The organism is Mycobacterium dioxanotrophicus, from assembly GCF_002157835.1.
Lineage (GTDB): Bacteria > Actinomycetota > Actinomycetes > Mycobacteriales > Mycobacteriaceae > Mycobacterium > Mycobacterium dioxanotrophicus.
Map to the genome: position 1 here is coordinate 5,850,231 of NZ_CP020809.1, position 24,038 is coordinate 5,874,268.

At 65.3% G+C, this 24,038-nt stretch carries 27 protein-coding genes; 3 read left to right on the top strand and 24 right to left on the bottom strand.

What is annotated here, in order from left to right:
• Positions 1-100: 100 nt before the first annotated feature.
• The 15 genes from rplO to BTO20_RS28500 form a co-directional block, all read right to left on the bottom strand.
• Positions 101-544 (bottom strand): 50S ribosomal protein L15, encoded by a 444-nt coding sequence (gene rplO, locus BTO20_RS28425; RefSeq protein WP_083166388.1) that lies wholly within the window; start codon positions 542-544, stop codon positions 101-103.
• Positions 541-723: a 50S ribosomal protein L30 gene (gene rpmD / locus BTO20_RS28430; RefSeq protein ID WP_018601819.1), complete on the bottom strand. Its 183-nt coding sequence runs from the start codon at positions 721-723 to the stop codon at positions 541-543. Before rpmD ends, rplO begins: the two co-directional genes overlap by 4 nt.
• A 2-nt stretch (positions 724-725) precedes the next feature.
• Positions 726-1,394, bottom strand: a complete 669-nt coding sequence (gene rpsE, locus BTO20_RS28435; protein ID WP_018601820.1) for a 30S ribosomal protein S5 — start codon at positions 1,392-1,394, stop codon at positions 726-728.
• A 25-nt stretch (positions 1,395-1,419) separates the two neighbouring features.
• Positions 1,420-1,833: a 50S ribosomal protein L18 gene (rplR, locus tag BTO20_RS28440; RefSeq protein WP_064946108.1), complete on the bottom strand. Its 414-nt coding sequence runs from the start codon at positions 1,831-1,833 to the stop codon at positions 1,420-1,422.
• 2 nt (positions 1,834-1,835) lie between these two features.
• Entirely contained in the window at positions 1,836-2,375 is a 540-nt protein-coding gene (gene rplF, locus BTO20_RS28445) for a 50S ribosomal protein L6 (RefSeq protein ID WP_064946109.1), read from the bottom strand.
• Between the two features lie 12 nt (positions 2,376-2,387).
• On the bottom strand, positions 2,388-2,786 hold the full coding sequence (rpsH, locus tag BTO20_RS28450) for a 30S ribosomal protein S8 (RefSeq protein ID WP_029369016.1): 399 nt from the start codon (positions 2,784-2,786) through the stop codon (positions 2,388-2,390).
• A gap of 328 nt (positions 2,787-3,114) precedes the next feature.
• On the bottom strand, positions 3,115-3,300 hold the full coding sequence (locus tag BTO20_RS28460) for a type Z 30S ribosomal protein S14 (RefSeq protein WP_062827996.1): 186 nt from the start codon (positions 3,298-3,300) through the stop codon (positions 3,115-3,117).
• A gap of 4 nt (positions 3,301-3,304) precedes the next feature.
• Positions 3,305-3,868 carry a 50S ribosomal protein L5 gene (gene rplE / locus BTO20_RS28465; RefSeq protein ID WP_029369080.1) on the bottom strand — a complete coding sequence of 188 codons (564 nt, stop codon included), beginning with the start codon at positions 3,866-3,868 and terminating at the stop codon, positions 3,305-3,307.
• Positions 3,869-3,870: 2 nt separating this feature from the next.
• Positions 3,871-4,188 (bottom strand): 50S ribosomal protein L24, encoded by a 318-nt coding sequence (gene rplX, locus BTO20_RS28470; RefSeq protein ID WP_029369081.1) that lies wholly within the window; start codon positions 4,186-4,188, stop codon positions 3,871-3,873.
• The gene (gene rplN / locus BTO20_RS28475; RefSeq protein WP_087079283.1) at positions 4,189-4,557 is read right to left on the bottom strand and encodes a 50S ribosomal protein L14; all 369 of its coding nucleotides are present in this window, start codon (positions 4,555-4,557) and stop codon (positions 4,189-4,191) included.
• Between the two features lie 199 nt (positions 4,558-4,756).
• Entirely contained in the window at positions 4,757-5,878 is a 1,122-nt protein-coding gene (locus BTO20_RS28480) for a YeiH family protein (protein WP_087079284.1), read from the bottom strand.
• A gap of 34 nt (positions 5,879-5,912) precedes the next feature.
• A complete protein-coding gene (locus BTO20_RS39970) occupies positions 5,913-6,059 on the bottom strand; it encodes a hypothetical protein (protein ID WP_087079285.1) in 147 nt (48 codons plus the stop codon).
• Between the two features lie 197 nt (positions 6,060-6,256).
• On the bottom strand, positions 6,257-7,135 hold the full coding sequence (locus tag BTO20_RS28490) for a formylglycine-generating enzyme family protein (RefSeq protein ID WP_087079286.1): 879 nt from the start codon (positions 7,133-7,135) through the stop codon (positions 6,257-6,259).
• Positions 7,136-7,161: 26 nt separating this feature from the next.
• Positions 7,162-9,513, bottom strand: coding sequence for an arylsulfatase (locus BTO20_RS28495; protein ID WP_087079287.1), 2,352 nt, complete (start codon positions 9,511-9,513; stop codon positions 7,162-7,164).
• A gap of 111 nt (positions 9,514-9,624) precedes the next feature.
• The gene (locus BTO20_RS28500) at positions 9,625-10,860 is read right to left on the bottom strand and encodes an MFS transporter (protein WP_232490886.1); all 1,236 of its coding nucleotides are present in this window, start codon (positions 10,858-10,860) and stop codon (positions 9,625-9,627) included.
• A 72-nt stretch (positions 10,861-10,932) separates the two neighbouring features.
• On the opposite strand from BTO20_RS28500, the gene BTO20_RS28505 reads away from it, so the two are divergent.
• Positions 10,933-11,484, top strand: a complete 552-nt coding sequence (locus BTO20_RS28505; RefSeq protein WP_087079289.1) for a TetR/AcrR family transcriptional regulator — start codon at positions 10,933-10,935, stop codon at positions 11,482-11,484.
• On the opposite strand, the gene BTO20_RS28510 is transcribed toward BTO20_RS28505, so the two are convergent.
• Positions 11,450-12,121, bottom strand: coding sequence for a DUF2306 domain-containing protein (locus BTO20_RS28510; RefSeq protein WP_087079290.1), 672 nt, complete (start codon positions 12,119-12,121; stop codon positions 11,450-11,452). The two genes, BTO20_RS28505 and BTO20_RS28510, sit on opposite strands and share 35 nt — an antisense overlap.
• A 54-nt stretch (positions 12,122-12,175) precedes the next feature.
• Here BTO20_RS28510 and BTO20_RS28515 point away from each other — a divergent pair, with 54 nt between their 5' ends.
• A complete protein-coding gene (locus BTO20_RS28515; protein WP_087079291.1) occupies positions 12,176-12,877 on the top strand; it encodes a TetR/AcrR family transcriptional regulator in 702 nt (233 codons plus the stop codon).
• 5 nt (positions 12,878-12,882) lie between these two features.
• Here the strand turns inward: BTO20_RS28515 and BTO20_RS28520 are convergent, their stop codons facing one another.
• From BTO20_RS28520 to BTO20_RS28555, 8 genes are all read right to left on the bottom strand, one after another.
• The gene (locus BTO20_RS28520) at positions 12,883-13,530 is read right to left on the bottom strand and encodes a TetR/AcrR family transcriptional regulator (protein ID WP_232490887.1); all 648 of its coding nucleotides are present in this window, start codon (positions 13,528-13,530) and stop codon (positions 12,883-12,885) included.
• An 80-nt stretch (positions 13,531-13,610) separates the two neighbouring features.
• The gene (locus BTO20_RS28525) at positions 13,611-13,877 is read right to left on the bottom strand and encodes a hypothetical protein (protein WP_087079293.1); all 267 of its coding nucleotides are present in this window, start codon (positions 13,875-13,877) and stop codon (positions 13,611-13,613) included.
• Positions 13,878-14,123: 246 nt separating this feature from the next.
• Positions 14,124-14,453: a cupin domain-containing protein gene (locus tag BTO20_RS28530; RefSeq protein WP_087079294.1), complete on the bottom strand. Its 330-nt coding sequence runs from the start codon at positions 14,451-14,453 to the stop codon at positions 14,124-14,126.
• Positions 14,450-15,874, bottom strand: a complete 1,425-nt coding sequence (locus BTO20_RS28535; RefSeq protein ID WP_087079295.1) for an NAD(P)/FAD-dependent oxidoreductase — start codon at positions 15,872-15,874, stop codon at positions 14,450-14,452. Before BTO20_RS28535 ends, BTO20_RS28530 begins: the two co-directional genes overlap by 4 nt.
• A 56-nt stretch (positions 15,875-15,930) precedes the next feature.
• Positions 15,931-16,455 carry an NUDIX hydrolase gene (locus BTO20_RS28540; protein WP_087079296.1) on the bottom strand — a complete coding sequence of 175 codons (525 nt, stop codon included), beginning with the start codon at positions 16,453-16,455 and terminating at the stop codon, positions 15,931-15,933.
• A gap of 116 nt (positions 16,456-16,571) precedes the next feature.
• Positions 16,572-19,142, bottom strand: a complete 2,571-nt coding sequence (locus tag BTO20_RS28545; protein WP_157680342.1) for a LuxR C-terminal-related transcriptional regulator — start codon at positions 19,140-19,142, stop codon at positions 16,572-16,574.
• 44 nt (positions 19,143-19,186) lie between these two features.
• Complete coding sequence (locus BTO20_RS28550) at positions 19,187-21,271, bottom strand: alkyl/aryl-sulfatase (RefSeq protein WP_232490888.1); 2,085 nt, start codon at positions 21,269-21,271, stop codon at positions 19,187-19,189.
• 146 nt (positions 21,272-21,417) lie between these two features.
• Positions 21,418-22,701: a glycosyl hydrolase family 28-related protein gene (locus BTO20_RS28555; protein ID WP_087079298.1), complete on the bottom strand. Its 1,284-nt coding sequence runs from the start codon at positions 22,699-22,701 to the stop codon at positions 21,418-21,420.
• Positions 22,702-22,836: 135 nt separating this feature from the next.
• Here BTO20_RS28555 and BTO20_RS28560 point away from each other — a divergent pair, with 135 nt between their 5' ends.
• Complete coding sequence (locus BTO20_RS28560; RefSeq protein ID WP_087079299.1) at positions 22,837-24,030, top strand: lipase family protein; 1,194 nt, start codon at positions 22,837-22,839, stop codon at positions 24,028-24,030.
• Positions 24,031-24,038 lie beyond the last annotated feature (8 nt).

Consider the following 24,038-nt stretch of genomic DNA (forward strand, 5'->3'; position numbering starts at 1 on the left):
GGCAACGGAAAAGGGCCCTCGCCGAAGCGAGGGCCCTTTGCACGTCGAAACTTACCGCGCGACGGCGAGCCGTCAGTTACAGCGCGCCGTCAACCGTCAGTTACAGCTCGGTGACCGAACCGCCTGCAGCGGTGATGGCCTCACGGGCACTGCCGCTGAACTTGTTCGCGGTGACGTCGACCTTGGCGGTCAGCTTGCCGTCGCCGAGAACCTTGACCAGGCTGTTCTTGCGAACCAGGCCCTTGGCCACCAGCTCGTCGACACCGATGGTGCCGCCCTGCGGGAAGGCCTTGTTGATGTCGCCGACGTTGACGACCTCATACTCGGTCCGGAAGCGGTTCTTGAAGCCCTTGAGCTTCGGCAACCGCATGTGGATCGGCATCTGGCCACCCTCGAACGTCACCGGGACGTTCTTGCGGGCCTTGGTGCCCTTGGTGCCGCGACCGGCGGTCTTACCCTTGGAGCCCTCACCACGACCAACGCGGGTCTTGGCGGTCTTCGAGCCCGCAGCCGGCTTCAGGTCATGAAGCTTGATAACGCTCATTTGACTTCCTCCACCTCGACGAGGTGATGCACAACGTTGATGAGGCCACGCGTCTGGGCGTTGTCCTCACGAACCACCGACTGACGGATCTTCTTCAGTCCCAGCGTCCGCAGGCTTTCGCGCTGCTTCCAGCGTGCGCCGATGATCCCGCGCACCTGGGTGATCTTGAGCTCTGCCATGGTTATGCCGATCCCTCACGCGCGGCTGCAGCAGCCAGCGCTTCGCTCTCGCGTCGGGCCCGCAGCATGCCGGCCGGCGCAACATCCTCGATGGGCAGACCGCGACGGGCCGCCACCTCTTCCGGACGCTGCAGCAGCTTCAGCGCGGCAACGGTGGCGTGAACCACGTTGATCGCGTTGTCGCTACCCAGCGACTTGGCCAGGATGTCGTGCACCCCAGCGCATTCCAGCACGGCGCGGGCGGCGCCACCGGCGATCACACCGGTACCGGGGCTGGCCGGACGCAGCATCACCACACCGGCAGCGGCTTCGCCCTGCACGGGGTGGGTGATGGTGCCGCCGATCAGCGGAACCCGGAAGAAGCCCTTGCGCGCTTCCTCGACACCCTTGGCGATGGCGGCCGGAACTTCCTTGGCCTTGCCGTAGCCCACACCAACCATGCCGTGACCGTCGCCGACGATCACCAGAGCGGTGAAGCTGAACCGGCGGCCACCCTTGACCACCTTGGACACGCGGTTGATCGTGACCACGCGCTCGATGTAGTTGCTCTTCTCACCACGGTCGTCGCCGCGGCCGCGGCCACCACGGTCATCGCGGCGGCCCCGGCCGTCGCGGTCACCACGACCGCCACGGTTGTCCTGCGCCGAAGCGGCGCCAGCCTGCTCGGCCATCATGCAGTCCTCTCGTTAACAGTCATCAGAATTTCAGCCCACCCTCACGCGCGGCATCAGCCAGCGCGGCGATCCGGCCGCCGTAGGTGTAGCCACCACGGTCGAACACGACAGCCTCGATGCCGGCAGCCTTGGCGCGCTCGGCGATCAGCTGACCGACACGCACGCTGTGCGCCTTCTTGTCGCCGTCCACCGCGCGGACGTCGGGCTCGATCGAGCTGGCCGCCGCCAGGGTGACGCCTTCCAGATCGTCGACGAGCTGGACGTGGATGTGCCGGGCCGACCGGTTGACCACCAGACGCGGGGTCTGGGCGGTGCCGGCGACCTTCTTGCGCAGCCGGGCGTGGCGGCGCAGACGAGAGTTGCGACGGGTCTCAGAGATGTTCTGGCCCACCGGCTTACGCTTTGCGTTTTCTGCGGTAACAGTTTTGGGAGCCATGGTTACTTACCTGTCTTTCCGACCTTGCGGCGGATCTGCTCACCCTCGTAGCGAATGCCCTTGCCCTTATACGGGTCCGGGCGACGCAGGCGACGGATGACCGCGGAGATCTGGCCGACCTTCTGCTTGTCGATACCCGACACCGAGAACTTCGTGGGCGTCTCCACCGCGAAGGTGATGCCCTCGGGTGCCTCGATCAGAACCGGGTGGCTGTAGCCCAGGGCGAACTCCAGGTTCGAGCCCTTGGCCACCACGCGGTAACCAACGCCGAAGATCTCCATCTTGCGGGTGTAGCCCTCGGTCACACCGGTGACCAGGTTGGCGATCAGGGTGCGGGAGAGTCCGTGCAGCGAGCGGTTGCGCCGCTCGTCGTCGGGACGGGCCACCACGATCGCGCCGTCATCGTTGCGCGACACGGCAATCGGCTCGGCGACATCGAGCACCAGGGTGCCCTTGGGCCCCTTCACCGAAACGTTCTGACCGTCGATGGTCACGTCGACTCCGGCGGGAACCGGAACCGGCTGCTTTCCAATACGCGACATTTCTGCTTCCCCCTACCAGACGTAAGCGAGGACTTCGCCGCCCACGCCCTGTCGAGATGCCTGGCGGTCGGTGAGCAGGCCCGAGGACGTGGAGATGATCGCCACGCCCAGGCCGCCGAGAACGCGCGGCAGATTGGTGGATTTTGCGTAAACCCGCAGACCGGGCTTGCTCACGCGACGCAGGCCGGCGATGCTGCGCTCACGGCTGGGGCCGTACTTGAGCTGCACCACCAGGGACTTGCCGACGCGGGCGTCCTCAGTGCGGTAATCGGAGATGTAGCCCTCTTTCTTGAGGATCTCGGCGATGTTCGCCTTGATCTTCGAGTGGGGCAGGGTCACCTCATCGTGGTACGCCGAGTTGGCGTTGCGCAGACGTGTCAGGAAGTCTGCGATCGGATCCGTCATTGTCATGACAGCGTCAATCAACCTCTCCCGCTGCGGTTCCCATACAGCGTGCTCGCGCCGGTTCCCTAGGGGCCTGGCACATCGCACGGTGGGCCTACTGCGAAGTGTTCATCCGTATCTGACCGGGTTCGGTCAGGGGTCGTACGTCAGTAGTGACACCTACGGGCGGCACATACCGACTCGCCTGGGCCAAAAGCCACAGGCAACCGGTCAAGTGTAGACAACCGGCAGCTCAGAGCCAAATCCAGCGAATTCCGATAGCTGGCCCCGAACACCAACAGCACCCCGCGGGTCCCGGATGGCCGGGTCGCGGGGTGCTGCCGTCAGTGCGTTGTTACCAGCTGGACTTCTGCACGCCGGGCAGCTCGCCGGCGTGTGCCATTTCGCGCACGCAGATGCGGCACAGCCCGAACTTGCGGTAGACGGCGTGCGGACGGCCGCACTTGCTGCAGCGGGTGTACGCGCGAACCGCGAACTTGGGCTTCTTGTTGGCCTTGTGGACCAGAGCCTTCTTTGCCATGTGCTCAGTTCTCCTTGAAGGGGAAGCCCAGCGCCCGCAGCAGCGCACGGCCTTCGTCGTCGTTGGTCGCCGAGGTGACGACGGTGATGTCCATGCCGCGGGGCCGGTCGATGGAATCCACGTCGATCTCGTGGAACATCGACTGCTCGTTCAGACCGAACGTGTAGTTGCCGGTGCCGTCGAACTGCTTGGCCGAGAGGCCGCGGAAGTCGCGGATACGGGGCAGCGCGATGGAGATGAGCCGGTCCAGGAACTCCCACATGCGGTCGCCGCGCAGCGTGACGCGCGCACCGATGGGCATGCCCTCGCGGAGCTTGAACTGGGCGATGGACTTACGAGCCTTGCGGATCTCGGGCTTCTGACCGGTGATCAGGGCCAGGTCGTTGACCGCGCCGTTGATCAGCTTGGCGTCGCGGGCGGCGTCACCGACACCCATGTTGACGACGACCTTGACCACGCCGGGGATCTGCATGACGTTGCCGTACTCGAACTGCTGCTGCAGCGACTCGCGGATTTCCTCGCGGTAGCGCTGCTTGAGCCGGGGAAGGGTCTTCTCTGCGGTGGTCATAGTCAGATGTCCTTGCCGTTGCGCTTGGAAACGCGAACCTTCTTGCCGCTCTCCTCATCGACGCGGTAGCCGATGCGGGTCGGGTTGCCGTCGGAGTCGACCACCATCACGTTGGACACGTGGATCGGCGCCTCCTGAGTGACGATGCCGCCCGACGAGGCCCCACGCTCGTTCTGCGACTGCGCGGTGTGCTTCTTGATCCGGTTGACGCCCTCGACGAGGACCTTGTTGCGCTCCGGGTAGGCGACCAGGACCTTGCCCTTGGCGCCCTTGTCCTTACCGGAGACCACCAGAACGGTGTCGCCCTTGTGGACCTTCATTTACAAAACCTCCGGGGCCATCGAGACGATCTTCATGAACTTCTTCTCGCGCAGTTCGCGACCGACCGGCCCGAAGATGCGGGTGCCGCGGGGGTCGTTGTCGTTCTTGATGATGACTGCGGCGTTCTCGTCGAACTTGATGTAGCTGCCGTCGGCGCGACGACGTTCCTTGACGGTGCGCACGACGACGGCCTTCACGACATCACCGCGCTTGACGTTGCCGCCGGGGATGGCGTCCTTGACGGTCGCCACGATGATGTCGCCGATGCCGGCATAGCGTCGCGACGAGCCACCGAGCACGCGGATGCACAAGATCTCCTTGGCACCCGTGTTGTCGGCGACCTTCAACCGCGATTCCTGCTGAATCACTCGATCTCCTGACCTGGGTTTTTATGCACGCCAGATTCCGACCTGGACGTGCGCGGTCTTTGTTGTCTATGAATACGCCAGACTGATCTCAGAACAGCAATCAGCCAGGGTCTACCCAAGACAACCCCTACATAGTAGGTGAGCTCGGGCAGGGCGCCAAATCGCTGCAGGTCCGGCCCACAGTCGCTACCGGGTCAATCTACGCGCCACCCACACCCCAGTGCAGCACGCGTGAGGTCAGCAGCACCAGGCCGAGCGAGACCACGGCGACCACGACCAGCCCGATCACGGAGACGACGAGTGGACGCCACCCGGTGCGCGCGATCTGGCGGATGTCGGTGGACAGGCCCACCCCGGCGAAGGTCAGCAGGAACGCCCACTTGGAGATGTTCCCGACGTTGGTCAGCTGCCCCTTGCTCAGCAGGCCTGCCGTCGCCACCGCCGATACCGCGAGGAAGCCGAGCACGAATTTGGGGAACTTCTCCCACACGAACGCGGCCTTGGCCCGCAGGCCGGGAGCCAATTCGTCAGCCTCACCCTTGGACGCCCAGTACAGCGCGAAGCCGAGCACCACGAAACCGATCAACGCGTTGCGCACCGACTTGACGAGCACCGCGATCTTGCCGGCCTCATCGGAGAACAGGTAGCCGGTGGCGGTGGTCTCGGCGGTGTTGTCGACCGCGAGGCCCGCCCAGAGGCCGAACTCGTGATCGGTGAGCCCGATCGCATGCCCCAGTGGCGGCAGCGTGAACAGCGCCACGGCGCCGAGCGCGAGGATCGCCGCGATGGCGTAGCTGACGTCGGAGTTGCGGGCACGGATGGCGCCCTTGGACGCGATGATGGCCGATACCCCGCAGATCGAGGTACCGATGGCCAGCAGGGAGCCGAGCTTGCCGGACAGCCCGAACAGGCGCGCGGCGAGGATGATGATGGTGCCGGCCACGGTCATGTCGACCAGGATCTGCACGAGGCTCGTGGCGCCGAGCTTGAGCACGTCGCCGAGCACGAACCTGGATCCGAGCGCGACGATGCCGACCTTGAGCCAGAACTGGTAAGTCAGCACCCCGGGACGGAAAATCCGGTGCAGGCCAACGGTATTGGTGATCACCAGGCCGATGAGGATGGCCCACAGGACATATTCGATGTCGGGCACGCGCCAGTGCTGATGTTTAGCCAGGGCCAGCCAGCCCACCTCGGCGTATTTGCCTGCCACCCCTACCGCGACGAGCAGCAGCAGGCCGGGCAGGTAGTCGAGGGGACGCCTGCTGGTGAAATCCGACGCCGACTCCTCGGCGACGTCACGATCGGCAACAGTGCTCATAGTTGTCTCCCGTCGGTTCGCTCGCCTCGGCCTCTCACCACGGGATCTTCGGCAGCACTCCGGCCACCGCGAGTGCGGTCACCGCGAGGCCGAGAATCGTTGCCCACCAGTCGGACCCGATGCGGGCCAACAGTCCCCGCTCGGGTACCGCAGCGTTGTCTGCGGGTGTTCCCTCTGTCACCGTGCGCTCCTCCGTGTCGGACTGTCGGCACGTGGCCGACGCCGGCTCATCCTGGCGCGCGGGTGCGTACGGGCCTACATATCGGATCGCGGTGAATCTAGGCAGGGCCACGCCCCCAGGCTGATCTTTGCTCCTCGCGTGCGCGTGCCGTGAGTGTGAACCTGCTGCGATTCTCGGGCCGTTTTTTCGCAGAGGATTCAGTTTCGCGAAGCGACGCACCGGAAACCGATGTGCGTCGTCGAACTGTCCTGGGATTGCGGTGAGCGCGCCGCGGGCCGGTAGCGGTGGCAGTACTCCGGCGCGCACAGATGTGACCCGCCTTTGAGGGTCTGGTTGACGCTGGGATCCGCATCCGCCGGTGGGCAGCATGCGGGCTGGGCCGCGCCGGGCTGGTGATGGGCCGAGAACCGCGTCGACGTCCACTCCCAGACGTTGCCGATCATGTCGTAGAGGCCGAAGTCGTTGGCGGGGAAGGAACCCACCGGTGACGTGCCGGTCCAGCCCAGCGCGCCGTCGTTGCGGTACGGGAACCGGCCCTGCCAGGTGTTGGCCATCAACTGACCGTCGGGCATGACATCGTCGCCCCAGGCGTATACGGTGTCGGCTCCCCCGCGGGCGGCGTACTCCCATTCGGCTTCGGTGGGCAGCCGCCGCCCGGCCCACGCGGCATAGGCCGCGGCGTCGGGATAGGCCACCTGAACGACCGGATGCTCAGGTTGGCCGGCGTCGCGGTCCGGCCCGAACGGGTACCGCCAGTCCGCGCCCGGCGCCCAGTCCCACCATTGCCGCCAGTCCCGCAGGTTCACCGGACCCGCGGTCGGCCGGAACACCAGCGCACCGGGTAACAGATCTTGTTGGGCCACACCGGGATACAACGCTGGGTCCAATGGCCGTTCGGCGATGGTCAGATATCCAGTGTCGGCGACGAACTCGGCGAACTGCGCGTTGGTGACGGGGTACTTCTCGATCGCGAACGACGCGACCGTCGCGGTGTGCACCGGGGCCTCTTCCGGGTAGAAGCGCGTCGAACCCATGCGGAACGCTCCCCCGGGCAGTTCGACAAGTTCGGTCAGCATGCGATCAGGGTAGGCGCGCCGATGGCTCAGTCCTTGCAGAAGGCCAGGGCCAGGGTGGCTTCGACGTCCTCGTACGGTTCCCCGGACAGATCGACGGTGACCCGGGCGATGGTTCCGCCGGTGAACCCGAACTGACCGCGATAGTTCTTCGACACCGCCGAACCGGTGTTGCGCCCGATGCAGATGCCACCCCCGGCGAGCGCGAACATGCCCGGGTGGGTGCGCATGGCAGGCAGTTCGGCCACCGCGACGTCGTCGATGAACAACGCCGTGTCGCCCAGCGGTGTGTGACTGTTCTCGACCGTGCCGGTGCGGGCGTACCGCACGCCGAAGATGTGCCTTCCCAACGGGATCGGGTCCGGCGATACCAGGTGCTGCTCGATCTCGCCGAGGAAGTTGTAGACGTAGTGCAGTCGCCCGTCGGCGACGTAGAGAACATGTCCGCCGTGCGCACCACCCTGCTTGAACAGCACCCCCTGGGCGTCGGGGTGCTCGACAGTCAGCTCGACCAACACCTTGAACGACTGCCCACGCAGTTCGGCGGCTGCGCCGAGACCGACTTCGGCCGTGTTCGGGTAGTAGGTGTAGGTCGACCGGGCACCCGCCAGGTATGGGCGCCAGCGCGTCATCGTCTCCAGGATGTTCAGATCGGCCAGCGGCAGCCCGTTGTACTTGCCGGCTTCGGCGAACCACAGCGCCTTGAGTTCTTCGAGTTTGTCCGGCTGTTCGGCGGCCAGGTCGTGGCATTGGCTGCGGTCGGATTCGATGTGGAAGAGCTCCCAGCGGTCGGCGTCGAAATGGGACCAGCCGGCCGGCGTCGCGGCGTGCACGGTGTTGGCGAACCAGCCCTTGTTCCAGATGCCGCGGGTGCCGAGCATGGTGTAGAACTGCGTCTCCTTGCCCGTCGGTGCGGTCGGATTATCCAGCGCCACTTTGAAACTGACACCGTCCAGCGGCTTCTGCGCAACTCCCCGAACGGTCGCCGGCGGGGTGATGTCGAGCAGGTCGTACACCGTGGGGGTGATGTCGCAGACGCTCACGTAATTGTCGCGGACCTCGCCGTGCGCGGCAATCCCGTTGGGCCACGAGATGATTGCGGTGTCGGCGATGCCGCCCTCGTGGGAGGCATAGCGCTTGAACAACTTGTACGGCGTGTTGAACGCCATCGCCCAGCCGATCGGATAGTGATTGTAGGTGTCCGGTGAGCCCAGCCGGTCGATGAACTTGAGCCCTTCCTCGGCGGTGTCGATGTAGCCGTTGAAGAACTTGGTCTCGTTGACCGATCCGTTCGGTCCGCCTTCACCGCTGGCACCGTTATCGGAGATCACCACGATCACGGTGTTGTCGAGTTGACCCGATTCGTCGAGGTAGTCCAGGATGCGCCCGATCTGGGCGTCGGTGTAGGACAGGAAGCCGGCGAACACCTCGGCCATCCGGCTGAACAGTCGCTTCTCGTCGTCGTTGAGGGTGTCCCACGGTCGCACCGTGTCCTGCACCGGCCACGGTTCACCGTTGGGGCCCTTGACATCTGCGTAGGGATTGACCGGCGAGAGCTCGGTGTCGGATGGAACGATGCCGAGGCGTTTCTGGTTCTCCAGCACGATCTCGCGGTAGCGCTCGTAGCCCATGTCGAAGCGCCCCGCATAGTGGTCGGCCCACTCCTTGAACACGTGATGCGGGGCATGACCCGCTCCGGGGCACAGGTAGGTGAACCAGGGCTTGTCCGGGGCGATCACCTTGGAGTCGCGGATGAACTCAATAGTCTTGTCGGCGAGATCCTTCGAGAGGTGATAGCCCTCCTCGGGCGTGGCCGGCGGATCGACAGGATGGTTGTCGTACACCAGATCGGGGTACCACTGATCGGTTTCGCCGCCCATGAATCCGTAGAACCGTTCGAAACCGCGCGAGCACGGCCAATGCCGTTTGGTGGCAGCTAGATTCGATTCTTCCAGCGGCGTCAGGTGCCACTTGCCCACGCAGTAGGTGTTGTACCCGTTCTCGGTGAGCACCTCCGACAGCAGTGCGGTGTCGAACGGAATCCGCCCGTTGCAGTTGGGAAAGCCGTCGGTGAACTCCTCGATGGTGGCCATCCCGACGGTGGTGGCGTTGCGGCCGGTGAGCAGGGACGCCCGGGTCGGTGAACACAGCGCGGTGGTGTGGAACTGCGAGAGCCGGACGCCGCGCTCGGCGATGCGGCTCATCGCGGGCATGTCCACCAGCCCACCGAAACAATCCCAGGTCGCGATGCCCGTGTCGTCCCACACCAGATACAGCACGTTGGGGGCGTTCTCATCGGCGGTTGGCGCGGCATACGGCCCCCAGTCGGGTTCGGAGTCCCGGATGTCCAGTTCGATCTTGCCGTTGAAGTCGGTAGCCATGGCGAGCCTCACTCCCGGTTGGCGATACAGCGCCGATAAGGGCGATCGCCCGGAGATTACACCCGGTCTCTGAGGGTTGCCGGCGAAACTGACGAGGCCGACAACCCGTTGTCAACCTCCAGAAGCCGCGGACGGGCACAAGGGATCACCGGTGTCGGTTCGTGCCTCGGGTTGTCCGGCAAGACCGCGCAGCGGACCGGTCAACCGGGCGGCGATCGGGCTGCACGCGGCGACGACCGCCAGTACCACCGCCACGACGATCGGACCGGCGGCGCCGTGCGTGTCGGCCGCTACACCGGCGATGGCGGTGCCGGCCGCACCGCCCACCAGCGCGGCGCTGTTGAGCCAGCCGAACGCCTCCGTGGCCGCATGGTCGGCGATCTCGGCGGACACCATGATGTACAACGCGGACATTGCCGGCGCAAAGCCCAAGCCGGACACGAACAATGCACAGAACTGAAGTGCGAGACTGTCGATGACGCCGAACACGGCGGTGCCGAGCGCCACGATCGCCAATGCGGCCACCAGGCCCACAAGCCCAAATCGCCGGTGTCCGAACGCCAAACCTCCGATGACCGATCCCACGCTGGCCACCGCGACCGCGAGACCGGCCGTGATGCCGGTGCGGCCCAGCAGCGCGACGATACCGACTTCCAGAGCCATGTACGACGCGACCATCGTCAGGCTGGCGACCATGGCGAGAATGACCGTGCGGTTGGCCATCACCCGGCCGAATCCCGACGATCTTGGCGTCACCGGCAGGCGAAGATGCTTGGCACTGAGCAGAAACCAGCCGGTCCCGACAACAGTGACGACCGCGGATACGACCAGAGGGATGACCGTGGAAAGGGTGGACGCGAGGAACGTGGCGGCCACCGGGCCGATGACCCAGATCAGTTCTTGCGCAGTGGTGTCGAGTGCGAACAACACCCGAACCGCGTCACGGGCAACCAGTTGTGGGTAGAGCGCCCGAACCACCGGCATCAACGGCGGCACGGTGGCGCCGATGAGCAACCCGAGCACCATCAACAGCGCCACGGAGGCACCGGCGAACGCGAGCGCCAACATCGCCGCGCCGTTCGCCAGGGCCGCGACGACAAGCGTCGCCACCATGGCGCGTCCGGCGATCCGGGCGGTGACGGGCATGGCCAGCGCCTCCCCCACACTGACACCTGCGACCACGGCCCCGGCCTGCGCATAGGACCCGCTGATGGCCTGAACGTGGAGCAGGATCGCGAGGTTGAGCATGCCGAGCGGCAAGCGGGCGAACAGCTGGGAGGCAGTCATGTTCAACACGCCCGGCATCAGGACCACGTCGCGATACGCCCGCATCACCAACTCCCTCACTTGACCACCGTGACGGGACATCACTATACCGTCCAGACGGTACAGTAAATGCCGCTGTCGTAAGCTCTGGGAATGGCTTCGTCGCGGGACCGCATCCTCGACGCCTATGAGGACCTTCTTGCCGTCGAAGGCGAGCGCTACGCCACTCTCGACGCGGTGGCCGCAAAGGCGGGTGTGTCAAAAGGCGGCCTGCTGTACCACTTCCCGTCGAAGGACCGCCTCGCCGGCGCAGTGTGCGATCGTCTGCTCGCCCTGGCCGCCGAAGACGTACAACGGATGCGCACCGCCCCGGAGGGTCCGGCCCGCTATTACATCCGCACATCGCATTACGCGGGCACGCCGCTGGACCGGGCCGTGGTTGCGGTGTCCCGGCTGCAGCAGGCCGGTGATGATCGCGCTCGCACCGTCATCGAGACGGTGTCGGCCGACTGGCTCAACGTCCTGCATGAGACGCTCGGCGACCGCAACGTGGCCCGCGCGGTGAAACTGATGGGCGACGGTCTCTACTTCAGCGCCTTGCATCGCGCCCTCGGTGGTCACCTGGCCGCCACCGAGCAGGACGACGGGTTGCTGGCCGTGATCGATCAGATCACGGCCGGCTCAACCGCGCCGATCGATCAGTGATCGCCACCGGCTGCCGCCGCAGCCACACCCGCAGCGCCAGCAGCGGTATCGTCCAGCCCAACCAAGCGCCCACGCCCGCGACCAGCCAGACATATTTCTCCTCGTTGCCACCGAAGACGCTGTCGCGCAACGGTTCCAAGCAGACGTAGAGCACGGGCGTCCAAATTCTGTTGGTGATGATCGAGAATGCCAGCGTCGCACTGCTCAACATTTGGCGGCGGTGCACCGTGTACCGACGCTGCCGCGCAGCGATGAAACCGTCGACGGTGAACCAGAGCCACAGCGCCGCGAGGGCGACGTCGCTGACCGCCAGGATCGGGCCGAACGGCGTCGCGGCGCCGATCACTATGGCGCATACGGCAGCCGGAATCGCCGTCGCGACGTAGACGCGTCCGGTTCGGCGGTGCACCTTCGGGTGACGACGCCGCAGCCCCGGCCAGATCTGGCCCACCGCGCACACCATCGCCACACCGGCGAGCAATACATGCGCGACCAGGAGCGGGTAATGCAGCCCGAAGGTGGACGGCACGCGCGTGCCTCCGGACAGATACGGCGGTAGCGAATACGCCAGAAATCCCGCCACGATCACTGCCAGCGCCGTGGCGAACCGCGTCGAGAAGGGCGATGCGTATGTCATACGCAAAAGCGTATTGCATACGCAACAGGATGTCACTGGCTACTCTGAGCGTTGATGGCCGCCTCAGATCCCCCACTCCCCCGGGCGTTGCGCCTGCTCTGGCAACAGGACCCGACACCGCGCCGGTCACGTGGGCTGAGCCGGGAGGCGATCGTCGCGGCGGCGATCGAACTGGCCGACTCCGACGGGTTGGCAGCCCTGTCCATGGCACGGCTGGCGGAACGGCTCGGCTGCGGCACCATGTCGCTGTACCGGCACGTGGCCAACAAAGACGAACTGGTGACATTCATGCTCGCTGCCGGCCCCGGCCCGCCGCCGTCGCCGCCGCAGGGCACGGATTGGCGTGCCGCACTGACGAACTGGGCTCACGAGTTATGGGCTGTCTACCATCGCCACCCTTGGATCCTGCAGACCGCTTCCGCCGGACCGCCTGCCGATCCCGGACAGCTCGCATGGCTCGACGCCGGTCTGGCCGCGCTGTCCCGCACGGGCCTGACCGAACGCGAGAAGCTCACGGCCGTCATCGCCGTGCTGGTGTTCACACGGGGCTCGGCGGCGTTGGCCATCGAAGCGCGCGTGGTCGACGATCGTGCCTATCCGGCGCTACTACGCCGCCTGGTGGACCCGTCCCGGTTCCCCGCACTGGCAGCCGCCGTCGACGCCGGCGTGTTCGATCAGGCCGACGACGGACCGCTCACCGAATTCCATTCCGGCCTCGGCCAACTGCTCGACGGCATCGCCGCGCAGACCCGCTGATCGGCTTATCGGACATAAGTCCTCAGCCGCGCGGCAATGCCGTCGAGCAGGAGGTCCAGAGCCGGTTCACACCCGCTCCGTCGCATCGACTCGTCGAGTAGCCGACTGGTGGCGGCGATGTTCGGGTGCGTCTCGGCGGGCAGCCGGGCATAGGTGTCGCGCCACTTGCTGTCATCGCGCTGGCGATGTTCGGCGGGCAGCGCCTCGAACGCCGCGTCGAGTGCGGCGAACCCCAGCATCTGGTCGATGAAGGCGTGATACACGTCGACGGCTTCGGGCTCGGGGAATCCGGCCGCCCGTAGCAGCCCCAAAACCGTTTCGATGACCTGGATCTCGTAAGGGCCTCCGGTAACCCGGCTCGCCGCGAGCACCCCGGCCTGCGGGTGTTCGAGGTAGACGCGGTGCACGCGCAGCCCGAGTGCCCGCATATCCTCGCGCCACTGGCCGGTGGGTTCCCAACCCTCGACCACCCGTCGCAGCAGTTCGTCGGTGATGGCCAGCACCACGTCTTCGATACCACGGAAGTAGCGGTACAGGGCGGTCGGATCGGCTCCCAGCGCGACGCCGAGGCGTCGGACGGTCAGACCGGCAGCGCCGTGGTACTGCAACACCCGCAACGCGGCCTCGACGATGACCTGCTCAGAGAGCAGCACACCCTGGTTCGTCTGGCGTCGTCGCCGCCGAGGCGACTCGGACTTCAATGTTCGGCCCATCCGCACCGCCCTCGCTTATGTCAACGCACTTGCTCCATTTTGCGCCGCTGCTGTGTCATGGCCCGCAACAAATCGCAATCGGAGGCCATATCACCGCCGCGCACCGCATCGAAACGAGGAGACACCGCAATGTCCGCTGCGCCGGACGGGCTCAGGTTCGGGAGGTCGCGGCGACCCTCGCCGGTGGATCGCGCGTCGATGCGGCGGCCGCCCGGTAGCGACACTGTTGCCGGCCAGCGGACATCGCGCATCAGGTTGGCGGTCGAGATAACCGGCCCACACGACATGGCTCACCGTTTTCGACCTGAGGGTCGCGCGGAAGCACCCGTGACAGCCCTGGCGTCAAACGCGTTGTGTTACTTCGTCCGAACCACACGTTACGCCGTGGATTGCAGCCACCCAGTGGCTGCAATCCGAGACGTAAGCACTGCGGCACCCACACCTACCGCGAGCGTGAACCCGCTGCGAGTTTGAGCGCCGGATTTCGCAGCCAATTCACACTCGTGGCGACGAATTCCAGTGCTACCGACGCCTCAAGCCACATAGACCTTCCGCAGCGTCTCGCGGACCGTCCAGGTGGTGCCTTGCCCGGCGTGAAGCCGGACAACGCTGCCGGGATGCAGGTCGATGGCCGGGGAGCCGTCGTCGAAGGCGACGGTCGCGTCACCGCTGAGAACCACGAACACCTCATCGGTCTCGATGTCGCGCGAGACGCCGGGCGTGTGTTCCCACACACCGATGGTCACGTTCGACAGAGAGATCAGATCGCGGTATGCCGTTGTCGGCGCACCGCTCACCACGGCCTCGCCAGGAAGCGGGGTGTGGTCGAGCGCCACAGCGTGGGCGTTGACGCACTCGTTCACGAATCAAACCCCAAACCCACGGAGTCGAGCGCCTTCAGCAGGACGTTGCGGTGGCCTTCCCGGTGATCGGCACGGTCGAGCGACCAGCGCGTCGCCTGAATCCCGGCTGATGCCAACGGCTCTGGCGGGAACGGCAGCGGCAGCGACTTGACCATCCCCAGTTCGGTGCGCGCGGTCGGCGTGCCGGCGAACCGGTCGAGCATCACCTCGGCGGCGAAACGTGTTGCCGCCACGCCCAGCCCGGTGAACCCGGCGGCGTATCCGACCCGGTCTCCGTACGCGGACCCGAAGAAGGCGCAGAAGCGCGTCGACGTGTCGATCACGCCGGCCCAACGGTGGGTGAACGCGACGTCCTCCAGCTGCGGGAACGTCGTGAAGAAGTGACCGGCCAGTCGACGGTAGGTGGCGTCGCGGTCCTCGTACTGAGGCCGGATGCGGCCGCCGAAGTGGTAGATGGCGTCGTACCCGCCCCACAGGATGCGATTGTCCTTGGACATTCGGTAGTAGTGGAACTGGTTCGACATGTCACCGATGCCTTGCCGATGCCGCCAGCCGATATCCGCCAGCTGCGCTTCGGAGAGCGGTTCGGTCATCAGCGCGTAGTCGTAGACCGGCACGGTGTGGTAGCGGTACCGCTTCAACAATGACGGAAAACCGTTGGTTGCCAGGATCACTCGGTCGGCCCGCACCGAAACACGCTCAGTATGTACGGTCAGCGGTCCTCCACGACGGTCCTGCCCGAGTCCACAAACCTTGCTGTGCTCGTAGATCTCCGCGCCGAGTTCAGCTGCAGCGCGGGCGAGTTCGTACACGAGCTTGGCGGGATGAACCAGCGCACAGGTGTCCTTGGACCACACGCCGGCCAGGTAGGTGGGCGAAGCGACCTCGGCACGCATGGCCTGCCGGTCCAGGTACACCTGCCCCGGTCCCAGCGGCGCGGCCGCCAATTCGTCGGCCTGGTAGGGCTCTACCGCAACCGAGATGGACCCGGTGCGCTCGAAGTCGCAGTCCAGACGCAACGTATCGACGGTCTTCTCGATGCCGTCGAGGTTCTCCATGCCCAGCCGCTCAAGGGCCTCCATCTCTTCGGGCCACCGGCTGCGACCGTTCTCGGCGCCGTGGGTGAGCGATGCGTCGACGAAACCGCCGTTGCGACCCGAGGCTGCCCAGCCGATCGTCTGCCCCTCCAGCACGGCGACCCGAAGTCCCGGGTCACGCTGTTTGGCCAGCAGCGCCGACCACAGACCCGTGTATCCGCCGCCGACGATGACAAGGTCATACTGCGTCGCTGCCCTGGTCAACGTCGGGTAGCCGGGATGGGCCTGCACGTCATCCAGCCAGAATGGCTGCAATACGGTGTTTGCCAGTGAGCGATCGACGAGGCCGACAGCGGGCCTGTTCTTTTCGAAAACGGTGCGCACGGGACTCTTCCTGAATGGTGAGGTACCACCCAGTAAGAAGCATCGGCACCATTAGCTCAAGGGTGTTGACGTAAGCGCAGCAGCTGCGGGATGAGCACCCGCGTGTCAGGCACGAACGGCCAGTCCGGATCGGCCAGGTGGGCGGCGAGCTCGTCGTCTGTCCACCACCAGCCGGCGCTGATCTCCTCGGGTTGGTGCCGGATCGGGCCGTCGCAGTACGTCTCGAACGCAAACACGTGACACCGCATGGGTTTTCCGGCCCATTGCCCGTCCCATGCCGCCGACGCGAGCGGCGTCAACGGTACCCCGGTGATGCCGAGTTCCTCGTGCAGTTCGCGGGTCGCGGTCTGCAGCGGTGTCTCACCGGGGTCGATGACACCGCCGGCCAGGCAGTCGTGCATACCGGCGAACACCGCCTTGGTCGGAGTGCGTCGGTGCACGTAGATGCGCCTGCAATCGGACGATCGGACCAGCACCCCGGCGCTGCCGTGCCAGAGTCCTTCGGCGTACACCCGCGACCGCGCGGCAGCGCCGGTGGCATTGCCCTCGGCGTCGTACACCGTCACGAGTTCCTCGCTCATGTGCGTCACCTTTCCCGCCGAGCAGACGTGGCGGTACGCGACACGCCGCGCTTTGCGGACCTACATGTCTGCTCGCGGGGGGACTGCTCGCGGGGGACTGCTCGCGCCGGGAACATTTAGCGCCCCGCACGCTTGATGGCTTCGCGACGGTTTGTCGCACCGAGCTTGCGGTAGATGGCCCGCTGATGCGTCTTGAGGGTGTTCACCGACACCCCCATCTTCTCGGCGATGTCCTGCATCGTCATCGGCGTCCGCAGGAAGGCCAGCAGTTCCTGTTCGCGGGGCGTCAACGCCGCCGGTATGCCGTCGGTAACCGCCCGCTCACACTGCAGCAGTGATTCTTCGACAAAGTCCGGATAGGACGTGTACGACAGATGCGCCGCGAGCAACTCCCGGCACACCGGGTCAGGATTGTCGACGAATTGATAGCGCACCCGCTCTGGACGGGCAACGGAGATCGCCTCTTCCATCCGCTTGTGAGCGGAGTCTGCCTGTCCCTCTTGCCAATCCAGATACGCCAGGGTGCTCAGCGCATACGCTGCGATGTAGGCGGGGACCTGCGGCTCCAACGCCTGCTGTGCCAGGCGCATCGCCAGCGGGAGGACACCGAGACGACGGCACATACCCGACATCACGGCCGAGACCATCGGAACATGTTGGGAATCGAGCACACTCGCGGCCAGCTCGAGCGCAAGCCGATGATCACCGCGGGCTTCTGCCAGCCGTGCCCGGCCGGCGGTCTTGTAGCTGACCCAGGGCACCCCGTGGGTATCCGCGTCCGGCATGCGGCCGACGGCGATCTCAGCGGTGGCGAGTACATCGTCGTCGCGCAGCGTCGCCGCGCTGAACGCCAGAAACATCCGCGACGTGTCCGGGTAGCCCACTCCGGCGGCGGCGCTCGCCGGGATCAAATACTCGACGGCCGAGGCGATCTCACCGCGCCAGAAGTGAATCCACCCGGCCGTGAATCGTTCGATGCCGTCGCCATCGTGCGAGAGCCACAGCTCGGGAGTGGATTCGGCTCGCACCACCGCACGTTGCAGCACCGACTGCGCGCGGGTGCTCTCGCCCGAATGGGCGAGCGCGAAGGCCAGGCTCTGCCGAGCCCGGTGCGCCACCTCCGGCAGGCCCAAAGCGGCGCATTCGTTCATCGCCGCCTCGAGCAACTCTGAACCGCGCGTCGCACCGCGGCGCAAGCGCGAATCTGCCCAGCCGAGGACGAACAACGCACACGCATACACCCGGGGTGTGACGACATCGCGATCGGTGAGGGCGACCTCGACCCGGCCCGCCGCCTCCGACATGGCCTCGCGGTCGTCGGACACCAGAAGTTGTGTGAGGTCGGCGACGAACCGCGTCCGTCGTGACGCCGACGGCATCGCCGCGGCGCGGTTGAGCAGTAGCGTCGCCATGACGTCGTCGCCTGCCATGGCCCGGCAGCTGGAACGGATCATCAGGATCTCGGGATCCTCGCCAAAGGCCTCGGTCAACCGTAGACACGCCTGCTCCAATGCGGTGGAGCGGGATTGGAGCAGCAACTCCAGCCAGTGATCGGCGACGATGTCGCGGCCCGCGCGATCACCGCCGACGATCGCGTGGTCGACCGCGTCCAGCGGATACCGCTGCGCCAGCTCCCGTGCGGCGATCTGGTTGAGTCGCAACCACTCTTGGGGGTCGGCTCGCCGGAGGATCTCCCGGCAGTGCCGGACGAACAGCGAATGCCACTGGTATACGGCGCTTTCCCCGGCGCCGATACGTTCTATGAACAGGCCTGCGGCGACGCAATCGTTAAGAAGTGCCGCACTGTCTGTCCGACCTGACAGCGTCGCGGCAAGCTGTTCATCGACCCGCGAACACACCGTCGCCTTGAGCGCGAAGGCGGCCAGGTCGGGACGAAGCCGCCCGAGTACCGCAGTGCTGATGTAGTCGGTGAGATCGCTGCCGGGTGTGAAGGCCTCGGTGTCATCACCGCTGACGAGAATCAGTCGGACCGCGCCGGGCCACCCGTCGGTGGCGGCCATGATGCGGTCGACATCGGCGGCGTCACCACGCGCCGCCACGAGCGCTTCGACTTCACCGCGGGTGAAAGCCAGTTCGGCGGAGCCGATCACCGCGACCTTGTGATGCACGCGCAGTCGCGACCATGCCGGGCCTACCGGATCGGTGGTGATCATGACGAACTGAAGCCACGGCGGACGGTTCTCGACGAACTCCACGACGTCGGCATCCGGCCACCGGTCCCGCGCCAGTTGGTAGTCGTCGACGACGAGGACAATCCGGGGATGATCCAGGGCCCGCAGTGCTGCGACACCGGCGCCGTAGGACGCCGATTCGAAGATCCCGGACACGGCCAGGGCCAGGGCTTCATCACCGCGTTCGCGCGCCGCGCTCAGCAGGGCGGTCAGAATTCCGCGCAGCACATCGCCGCTACCGTTGACCCGCTCGGTGAGCGTCAGCCACGCAACCGAACCGGGTGCCACACACCGGTGCCCGGCAGCCCACTGCGAAACCGCAACGGTCTTGCCGAATCCCGACGGTGCGGCCACGAACACCGACCTCATGCCGCCGAGATGCGCCTCCAGAATGTCCGCAACTGCATTGCGCGGCAACATGTCCGAGCTTGGTGACGGAGTGGTGGCCAGAAACCACGGCACGGGGTGCATGGCTGAGGTTCCGGTTGGCTGCACGGCTGTGAAGTATAAGGGCTATTTTCACGGCCGTTAGTAACGGCTCACGGCGTCACGATGTTGAACCAGAGATTGAATGTGTCGAGCAGGCCGACGAAATCGTCCACCGACTGCCGGTTGCCCTCGAGCGCCACGTTGTTCGCCGATATGGCATCGGCGAGCGTCACCTTGCCGAGCTGGATATCGTTCATCGTGGCCTTGGTCAGCTTCAGCGTGGCATCCGATTGCGGCAGGAACCCGTCCGAGTAGTTCAGCACGCCGTTTTCCACCGTGAGGCCGTACTGCTTCTTGAGGTCGGTGAAATCGACGTTGAGCGCGATCTTCTTCCCCGCGGCCTTGGGACCGTTGAGCCGAACCGCAAGGTAGTCGAACATCATCTCCGGCGGCATGGCATCGATGGTGTCGGGGCTTGCGGTGTCGGTACCACCGGCGGTCGGCACCCCGTTGCGCAACTCGTATGCGCCCTGCAGGTATACCGAGCGCCACGGCCCCGACTCGGCCTGATAGCCCATCTGCTCGTAGCTGTCGGCCAGCAGGTTCTTTCCGTTCACGCTGTCCGGGTTGGCAAACACCACCTGCTTGAGCACCATCGCCGTCCAGCGGTAGTTGCCGTCGTCGAAGTCCTTCTTGGCCTTCTCCAGGATGGCGTCCTCACCGCCCATGTACTCGACGTACTTCTTGGCGGCCGCTTGCGGAGGTAGATCGTCGAGGTCTGACGGATTACCGTCGTACCAGCCCATATACCGCTGATAGACCGCTCTCGTGTTGTGTTTGAGCGTGCCGTAATAGCCGCGGTCGGGCCAGAAGTTGTTGAGCTCGGGCGGAAACTGCATCTCCTCGGCGATCTCGGATCCGACGAGTCCCTCGTTCATCAACCGCACCGACTGGTCGTGCATGTATTTGTACATGTCGCGCTGGCGTTTCCAGTAGTCGATGATTTTGTCGTGGCCCCACATGGGCCAGTGGTGGCTCTGGAACTTCACCTCGGTGTTGGGACCGTAGACCCGGATCGTGTCGTCGAGGAACTTCGCCCAGATACGGGCATCGCGCACCTGCGCGCCACGCAGGGTCAGCAGATTGTGCATGGTGTTGGTGGTGTTCTCCGCCATCCACATGGCTTTGAACTGCGGGAAGAACGTGTTCATCTCGGTGGGCGCCTCGGTGCCGGGCGTCATCTGGAACTCCATGTCGACACCGTCGATGGTCATCTTCTGACCGGTGGTGGTGATGATGTCGGTGGGGATGATCAAGCTGGGCACACCGGTGGACACCGTCATGCCGAGGCCGCCGTTCACCCCGCCCTGCACATTGCGCGGTAGCAGTGCGCCGTACATGTAGACGGCACGCCGCGACATGGCATTGCCCGCGATCACGTTCTCGCTCACCGCATCTTCGACGAAGGCCTGCGGTGCAATGACTTTCACCTTGCCGGAGTCGACGTCGGCCTGGTTGATGATGCCACGCACACCGCCATAGTGGTCGACGTGGGAATGACTGTGGATGACAGCGACGATGGGCCGGCCACCCAGCTTGTCGTTCACCAGATCGAGTGCAGCCTTCGCCGTTTCGGGTGAGATCAAGGTGTCGTAGGCGATCCATCCCGTGTCGCCCTTGATGAAGGTGATGTTGGACAAGTCGTAACCACGTACCTGGTAGATCTTGTCGGGAACGACCTCGAAGAGCCCGTATTCCATGCACAGTTGGGCATTGCGCCACAGACTCGGGTTGACGGTGTCGGGCGCGGGCTTGTCGTCGGCGATGTACTTCTTGTACTCCTCCAGATCCCACACGACGTTGCCGTTCGCGTCCTTGATCGTCAGGGTGTCCGGTCGCGCGATCATGCCGCGTTTGGCGTCCTCGAAATCACTGCGCTCGTTGAACGGCAGCGAATCCATCACCTTCTTGTTGGCCGCCTTGGTTGCCTCCGTGGCACCTTTGACGGTGTTGTCGGTGGTGATCTGTCCGCCCCCGCCGCCGCCCGACGAGGTGTTGCCCCCGGTCTTGTCGTTGCAGGCCGCCACCAGAGTGGAGGCGACCCCCGCGGCCGCCAGTCCCCCCAGCACCTTGCGCCGCGGCAGCCGCGCACGGTTTTCCCCACTCTGGTCCTGCACGTTCGGATGTCGACTCATACAAACGGATTATGCCGATTGCGCCGGGCAATTCCATTCAAATCGCGGGGCGCACGGCGAGAATTCCGTTGGGTGAAATTGCGTCGGCCTCACCCATTTTGGGCGATACCCAGCTGGGCAAACAAAGATCACGTTGCCGGTACGCGTCATATGAGCCACCAATTCACCCCGTCGGAGACCACGTCGACCGCCGCACCGGTGGCCAGCACGAAATCGGCTGCACCGTCGATGGATTGTCCCGCCGCGGCGCGAAGTGTCACTGTGCTGCCGGTGGCGTTCTTGACGGTGTAGCGGCACGTGTTGTCTACGGCCGTCGGCAAAGTGACTGTCGAGACGCCGGTGGCGAGCACATAGACGTAATCGGTGCCCGGCACCGCATCGAACGGGTGATCGCGGGTCAACGTGAGGACCGAGCGTCGCGGTACCGTCCGATTCCCCGACGTGTTACCCGCGACGCCGACGTTGCTGCCGTCGGCACGGACGGGAGCCACACTGTAACCGTTGTTGTCCCACTGATTTCCGCATATCGCGATGTTGTCGACATATTGCGCGTCGACCGCGTAGCTCCATCCGGCACCGTCGTCCACGTTGGCGATGAAGTTGCCGGTGACGTTGAATCCCATGGTGCGGTGATCGGCGTCAACCGAGTAGATCCCGATCGCCGGAAAGACATTCGTCGCACCCTTGCCGCCGTTGGTGATGTTGTTGCCGACGATGGCCACCTGCTCGTTGTCCGATTCCAGCCACGGCGGCATGGTGAAAACTATCGCCTCGTGCCGCGCACCTTCGCAGATGTTGCCGATGATGGTCAGCTGCTTGTTGCCACGAAGCTCAATGTTGTTCTGCGGCGCGCCGTTGAGGTGGTTGGCGATGATGCGGACCGGACCTGCCTCGATCGACAAGTTGGGACCCGTCGACCCGATGTTGTTGTTGACGATCCAGGAGTCGTAGAAGTGATAAGTGGTGTAGATGCCGTAGCCGCTGCACTGTTCGATGAAGTTGTCGTCGATCCAGTTCAGCAGCCCGTCGGTGGTGGCATTGACCCGCATGCCGTACCCGGTCCAGCCGCTGAGCCAGCAGTGCCTGACATAGCTCTTGTCGAGCTCCACATCGAACGCCGGTGACCCGCGAAAGTCCGCGTCAACCCTGAGGTTTTCGATGCGGCATTCCGTCCAGCGCCCGCTGATGGGCGCGACGTCGCTCGTAACGCGAAGTCGCGCAGCCCGCTCACCCGCGCCGAGCAGGCAGATCCGCGCGAAACCGTCCGCGCCGTCGCCGATCGAACCGGACAGCGCGTAGTCGCCGGCCGGGAAGAACACCGTGCCGCCACCACCGGCTACCGCTTCCCGAACAGCGGCCATCACCGCGGCAAAATCGTCGGTCGCGCCGTCTCCGGTCGCACCGTATGCCGTCACGTCGATAACAGCCATGGCACCGAATTGTATTTGCGCAAATGCCGGTGGTTTCGCGTATCGGGGTTCGGCATATGCGGCACGATGGCGACGCGTGGATGAAAAGATGGGGCTATTCCACCAAGCAGCCACGGATCCGCGGGGAGACATTCGATGGTTCGAGTCCTGGCACTGCTGTCGGTCATTCTCGCCGTCGTCACTGCGTGTGGCGGGTCCGCCGAACAGCGCACTGCCGAAGACCCCGACACTGCAGGCCACGTCATCGCAGATGCTCCCGCGGACAATCTGGACCAGGCGCTGCGTGATGCGGCGTCGTCGGCTCGCACCATGACATATGCGTCACGCAACGGTGTCAACGACGCGGTCTCGCATGTGACGGGATCGGTGTTCGTACCCAAGGGCACGCCGCCTCCCGAGGGTTTTCCGATTGTGGCCCTGGGACACCGGAACACCGGCACCGCACCGGAGTGCGCTGCGTCCTTGTCTCCCGATCTGCTCGGCGAGGCGGCGACCGTCGTAGCGCTGCTCGACGCCGGCTACGTGGTCACCGTGCCCGATTATCAAGGCCTGGGTAAGCCGGCGAAACCCGACGAGTATGACTTCCATCCGTACCTGGACTCCACCACAAGTGGTTTCACCATGATCGACGCCGTACGCGCGGCACGGAATCTGGTTCCGAACACCTCGACCTCATGGGCCGCGCTCGGCGCGCAGGAGGGTGGGCAGGCGGCCTGGGCCGCAAACGAACTCGCGGACAATTACGGTAACGATCTCAAACTGGTTGCCGCAGCGTCTCTTGCGCCGATGGCACAATTCACGGGGCTGGCCGACGCCGCGATGGCCGGCACTTTGAACGCCGACCAGAAGCTGGTCTACGTGGCCTATCTGGCCGCCCTGAAAAACGAGTACTACTACGACTTCGAGCTCGACGACTATCGGCGCGGTGCGGCAGAACAGAACTGGGACGCCCTGCTCAACTGCGGTGATGTCGCGCAGCGAAGAGCACTGGCCGACAAGATTGCGCCGCAAGACTTGCGCCCCGCCAGCCCCGCGGCCCTGCAGACCCTGCGCGGCTACCTGCAGAAGACCAACCTGCCCCAAGGCCCGACCCAGGCGCCGATGTACGTCATCTACGGCGGTCAGGACTCGGTGATCCCCGCCGCATGGACGGATCAGGCAATCGCCGACGCCTGCCAGATGGGTGACGTCATGCAGATCGCCTTCTGGCCGGACAAGGGACGTGAGCAGATCGACCCCGTCGCTGCTCTGGGTTGGCTCACCGACCGCATGAAATCACTGCCGTCGGCCAATGATTGCCCGAGCTTCACGGCAGGCCACAAACCATGAGCCTCAGG

What these genes read in the sequence shown, in the direction of transcription:
- rplO (WP_083166388.1), bottom strand. Translation starts at nt 544, where the DNA reads ATGAGCGTTATCAAGCTTCATGACCTGAAGCCGGCTGCGGGCTCGAAG.
- rpmD (WP_018601819.1), bottom strand. Translation starts at nt 723, where the DNA reads ATGGCAGAGCTCAAGATCACCCAGGTGCGCGGGATCATCGGCGCACGC.
- rpsE (WP_018601820.1), bottom strand. Translation starts at nt 1,394, where the DNA reads ATGGCCGAGCAGGCTGGCGCCGCTTCGGCGCAGGACAACCGTGGCGGT.
- rplR (WP_064946108.1), bottom strand. Translation starts at nt 1,833, where the DNA reads ATGGCTCCCAAAACTGTTACCGCAGAAAACGCAAAGCGTAAGCCGGTG.
- rplF (WP_064946109.1), bottom strand. Translation starts at nt 2,375, where the DNA reads ATGTCGCGTATTGGAAAGCAGCCGGTTCCGGTTCCCGCCGGAGTCGAC.
- rpsH (WP_029369016.1), bottom strand. Translation starts at nt 2,786, where the DNA reads ATGACAATGACGGATCCGATCGCAGACTTCCTGACACGTCTGCGCAAC.
- BTO20_RS28460 (WP_062827996.1), bottom strand. Translation starts at nt 3,300, where the DNA reads ATGGCAAAGAAGGCTCTGGTCCACAAGGCCAACAAGAAGCCCAAGTTC.
- rplE (WP_029369080.1), bottom strand. Translation starts at nt 3,868, where the DNA reads ATGACCACCGCAGAGAAGACCCTTCCCCGGCTCAAGCAGCGCTACCGC.
- rplX (WP_029369081.1), bottom strand. Translation starts at nt 4,188, where the DNA reads ATGAAGGTCCACAAGGGCGACACCGTTCTGGTGGTCTCCGGTAAGGAC.
- BTO20_RS28480 (WP_087079284.1), bottom strand. Translation starts at nt 5,878, where the DNA reads ATGAGCACTGTTGCCGATCGTGACGTCGCCGAGGAGTCGGCGTCGGAT.
- BTO20_RS28490 (WP_087079286.1), bottom strand. Translation starts at nt 7,135, where the DNA reads ATGCTGACCGAACTTGTCGAACTGCCCGGGGGAGCGTTCCGCATGGGT.
- BTO20_RS28495 (WP_087079287.1), bottom strand. Translation starts at nt 9,513, where the DNA reads ATGGCTACCGACTTCAACGGCAAGATCGAACTGGACATCCGGGACTCC.
- BTO20_RS28505 (WP_087079289.1), top strand. Translation starts at nt 10,933, where the DNA reads ATGGCTTCGTCGCGGGACCGCATCCTCGACGCCTATGAGGACCTTCTT.
- BTO20_RS28510 (WP_087079290.1), bottom strand. Translation starts at nt 12,121, where the DNA reads ATGACATACGCATCGCCCTTCTCGACGCGGTTCGCCACGGCGCTGGCA.
- BTO20_RS28515 (WP_087079291.1), top strand. Translation starts at nt 12,176, where the DNA reads ATGGCCGCCTCAGATCCCCCACTCCCCCGGGCGTTGCGCCTGCTCTGG.
- BTO20_RS28525 (WP_087079293.1), bottom strand. Translation starts at nt 13,877, where the DNA reads ATGTCGTGTGGGCCGGTTATCTCGACCGCCAACCTGATGCGCGATGTC.
- BTO20_RS28540 (WP_087079296.1), bottom strand. Translation starts at nt 16,455, where the DNA reads ATGAGCGAGGAACTCGTGACGGTGTACGACGCCGAGGGCAATGCCACC.
- BTO20_RS28550 (WP_232490888.1), bottom strand. Translation starts at nt 21,271, where the DNA reads ATGAGTCGACATCCGAACGTGCAGGACCAGAGTGGGGAAAACCGTGCG.
- BTO20_RS28555 (WP_087079298.1), bottom strand. Translation starts at nt 22,701, where the DNA reads ATGGCTGTTATCGACGTGACGGCATACGGTGCGACCGGAGACGGCGCG.
- BTO20_RS28560 (WP_087079299.1), top strand. Translation starts at nt 22,837, where the DNA reads ATGGTTCGAGTCCTGGCACTGCTGTCGGTCATTCTCGCCGTCGTCACT.